Below are 4,233 nucleotides of genomic sequence, written 5' to 3'. Positions count from 1 at the left end.
CCCGGTATGGGTTTATTTTTTTACTTTGTGTTGCATTTCAATTGTAAATTCGCCATATAAAAAAAAGGCGTTCAGAATTAGAACGACTAGCAAAAACAATACCAACAAAATAATTATCATGATATTACCTCACTTATCCTAATTCTTTTACGCCTATCATTGCTACAGCAATTATTACCATCGAAATTGTAATCCAAACAAACAGTGTGGAGAACGACAAGGCAGCAATGATCAAACTACCTGCGTATGGGCCAACTGCTCGTCCTAATGAACCAAATATACTATAGAAACTTTGGAAAGTTCCTCGATTTTTATTCGTGGACATTTTACTCAAGAGAGCTGGAATCGTTGGGAAGACCATTGATTCACCAACAGTCAAAATCAACATACTAATAACGTACGCTGCATAGGTTTTGGCTGATGGCAACAACAAGAACGATGAACCCATGATCAGCAATCCTAAGAAAATTTGATGTTTTAATAATTTAAATATTCTTGAAACGACTCGGTTCATAACTGGTTGAATAATCAACAATGAAGCCGCATTGATCGTAAAGATCAAACCATATTCATGTGTTGAAAAGCCTTGATCCAACATATAAGCAGACAAATTACTATCCCACTGTGAATAACCTAGCCAAACGATGAAAATTGATGCACAGATTATGAACATATTTACGTTGAAACGCCCTGCACCAATCTCAATTTTAGGATTAGTGATATCACTGCTTTCATAGTGTTGAGAACTTGGAATGTCTTTCTCATCATGCTCTTCAACATGATCCAACAGATTGGCCTTAAATAACAAAATAACCGCACTTAAAACAAATAATAACATTGGAATGAAGAATGTGAAAAAGATACTCCACTTAAAGATAAATCCAACAGCTGTTGAACCGATAGCAATACCGATATTAGCTGCTAAATACATATTGTTAAAAATAATCCGACTGTTACCCAGCATCTGTTCAGCTATAAACGCCGTATATGCATTGACCGCGGTATAAACCAGTCCCATTCCAAATCCTAAAATGAACAACATAATCGCATATGTTGGCCACACATGATGTACTGACATACCTAATAACGAGACGATTGATATTGCATAACCAATATACAATGTTCCACGTCTAGAGAAGCAATCGAACATCACTCCTCCCAAAGCATTTCCAATCATCATAAAAGCTGAATAGACCATCAATGTAAATCCAGCTGTTACTAATGACTCGTGGAGATTTTTGTGAATAAAAATTGTATTCACCGGCAACATGAATCCCATTACCAAGTTGAACGTGATATTTAAAATTAATAACCATATTCTTTGAGCGCGCATCCTTTTCACCTCTTCTATTAAATTTTTTCAATAAAAAAACCATGGCATAATTTCAACCATGGTTTTAGTTGGTAGTACTCAAGATGAGCAAATAGTTTCCTGTTCACATCAGGTCCCTATAGATATCCCTCACAAATCCGGTGAGTAGTGCTCGATATCCTACCATCATAAGTGCCGTCCAAATTCGACGGCTCTCGACTCATCGCACAACCTGTATCATAATATATTCTGAAAATAGTTGCAATACTTTTCATTAAAGATTTGGATTTTCATCAACCTTCTCTTCAGTCCAAATCTTATAAATCAAGTTCAACAAGCCGCCCATTTGGCCATCCACGCCATTATACATCCAACGATAAATACATACATCGTCTTTCACATCGTCTTTTGGTGGATTAGCACTGTTAGCTGTCACAACAATATCAGCCTCTTTAGGATCACTGACGATCTTAGCATATGGCAATGATTGCAACGTTACAGCAAGATCTGAATATACAAGGAAGAATGATTCAAGTTCCAAATAAACTTTAACCTGAATATTCTTGTTGTATAGTGAGAAGAACCGATATGCAATCGCATAGATAGCTTCAGAAATTTGTTTAGATTTGCCTGTTAGTGATTGATACTTATCACGCAACATCAAATGTTGAACTGTAGAGTAAATTTTACTCTCCAATCCTTCATCATTTAGCTTACTGATCGCATCACCAAAGCCTGAATACAAGTTGAGGATCTCGATATAATTGTGATCCAATGCTAAAACTCCAATAATACATGTTGTTAAATTATATTTATATCTCAAAAATTCTTTATGTGACATCGCCATATCAGAAATGGTTTGTTCAACATCAATTGGAATAAGTTCCAAAAAGTCGTCGATGAAATTAGCAAATAATGGGTTATATCTAACCAATTGTTTGGAAACTGATTGAAGATAATCATCGGAAACTTCAAAAGTTGCTGGCACGCACATCAATAAAATGTAGAAGTCAGCTGACTGGAACATTTGCTCCTCATAACTAACGTCTTCTTTAATAGCTCGCTTCAATTCTCTAACCTTGGGACTGCCACCGTCACCTTCAAGCATTGAGCCAGCGCTCTCAAAGATATTAGGGAACGGATAATTGATCACGTTCAAGGCATCCATGTTTTGGACGTGGTTACCGTCGATAATTCTGTACAAGTGCGCCATAACCACGTATGCATAGAACATCTTAGTAATGTGATTAGTTGGTTTAAGACGATATTTATCCAAAGCAATATCAACAACCTTGAAGGCAACCTTTTGCTTAAAGTCTTCAAATGGCCAAACATATCCCCTAGTAGCATTCCAGTACAATGCCGCAATAGCCAAACGAATCGACTCCTCGTCACCCACAAAGCGCATTGGTTCATAAGCAATTCTGACACCAAATCGCTTCAAATAGCCTCTCATTGGCTTTAAATGACGTAAGACCGTAGCCTTACTACTTTCAAGTGTTTCATAGAAATGCTTAAAAGAGTCTTCTTTATCCTTAACAATAGCATCCAAGAATAAGTAGCCATCCGAATTAGTTGTCAAAAAGGCATGATATGCATCTCTAGTGACGTTGAACATTTCTTCAGTCGAATACTTTTCTTTTCCAAGAACCTTCTTAAAATCGTCTTGAATCCCCAAGAACGTATTATAGACGCTACCATAGCTCTTATTCATCTGATATGCAGCCTTACGTAAGTTAATATCCTTAACTTGGATATCACGATTACGATAAGTGCCGATAAGATCAGCACTTGCAAGTTGAGTAGTTCTGATCAGTTTGATCTTATTAAATAATTGTATTTTTTCTATTTCTGATTTTGATAGAAATAAGTCAGTAAAGCTATCCAAAGACTCCACCCCCCGTAGATACGATTAACTTTATTATAATAGAATATGTTCATTATATTTTTTTATATTTATATTATAGTAAATAAATTCACATATTAATAACCTGACTTATTTCGTTACTCAAATAATTAGACAGGAATTTTATGGAAATATGAACATAATTTATTATCTATACCAATAAGTTATTTTACGCCTTATTTAAAATAAGTATAGTAGTTAAAGGTTCCTTAATTCAGAAAAAAACAAATTTCATAAAAAAGAAAAAATTAATCCAAAAAAAGAAACCGAATTAGCTTCGATTTCTCTTTAAATTATTTAATTTAATCCCATATCGACGATTTATGACTGGTTTGTTTGAAAATATTAGTTCTGATCCAAGGAATAACCCAATAATCCAAACCAATCTTACCAGCATTGAATCCAGCAATAATGATGAAATATTCCAAGAAAATATACTCAGGGTTTACTGAAATTGCTCCAGCCAACATGTATGAGAAATTCATCATCAAACCGAAGAATACTGCAGCAGTAGTCAAGCATCCAAAAATCAAACCTAAACCTACTAAAAATTCACCCCATGATACCATGAGACTCATTCCCTTGTAGTGTGGCAAGATAGCACTCAACATACTGTTGAACCAAGGGTAAAGTACTTTACCCGTAGGTCCTTTGACAGGGTTCTTAACAGCATTGCCTAAAAGACCTTTGACTGCACCTGCAGCACCGCCAGTGATCTTTTCCCAACCGGCGAGTGTCCACAAAATCCCCAAATAGATTCTAATGATTGCTAATATAATAGAAGCAATCTTATTATTACGCAAAAAATGTACCATAGTTTTCCCCTCTTATCCTTCTAATAAGTAACCAACTTATTAGAGGTCTAATGGGATTTATTTTCATACATTTAACAATTAATTATGTATTATTTTCATAAATAAAATAAAGAATTTGAAAAGTGCGATTCTTTTCAAAAAAGAGCACAAAAAACTATCTGAGGGGTCGCTCCGCTCTCCCTCGTAACCATGTAGTGAAA

General features: G+C 35.2%; 3 protein-coding genes. All 3 read right to left on the bottom strand.

From position 1 onward, the window contains the following. Positions 1-133 precede the first annotated feature (133 nt). A complete protein-coding gene (locus FD29_RS05975) occupies positions 134-1,333 on the bottom strand; it encodes an MFS transporter (protein ID WP_057888041.1) in 1,200 nt (399 codons plus the stop codon). Between the two features lie 253 nt (positions 1,334-1,586). Then, entirely contained in the window at positions 1,587-3,209 is a 1,623-nt protein-coding gene (locus FD29_RS05970; protein WP_235804268.1) for a helix-turn-helix domain-containing protein, read from the bottom strand. A gap of 311 nt (positions 3,210-3,520) precedes the next feature. Continuing rightward, positions 3,521-4,033, bottom strand: a complete 513-nt coding sequence (locus tag FD29_RS05965) for a DoxX family protein (RefSeq protein WP_057888039.1) — start codon at positions 4,031-4,033, stop codon at positions 3,521-3,523. Positions 4,034-4,233 lie beyond the last annotated feature (200 nt).

This window comes from Companilactobacillus mindensis DSM 14500 (assembly GCF_001434275.1).
GTDB lineage: Bacteria > Bacillota > Bacilli > Lactobacillales > Lactobacillaceae > Companilactobacillus > Companilactobacillus mindensis.
Note: the sequence above shows the minus strand (reverse complement) of the source record. Positions and strands in the feature narration are given on the sequence as shown.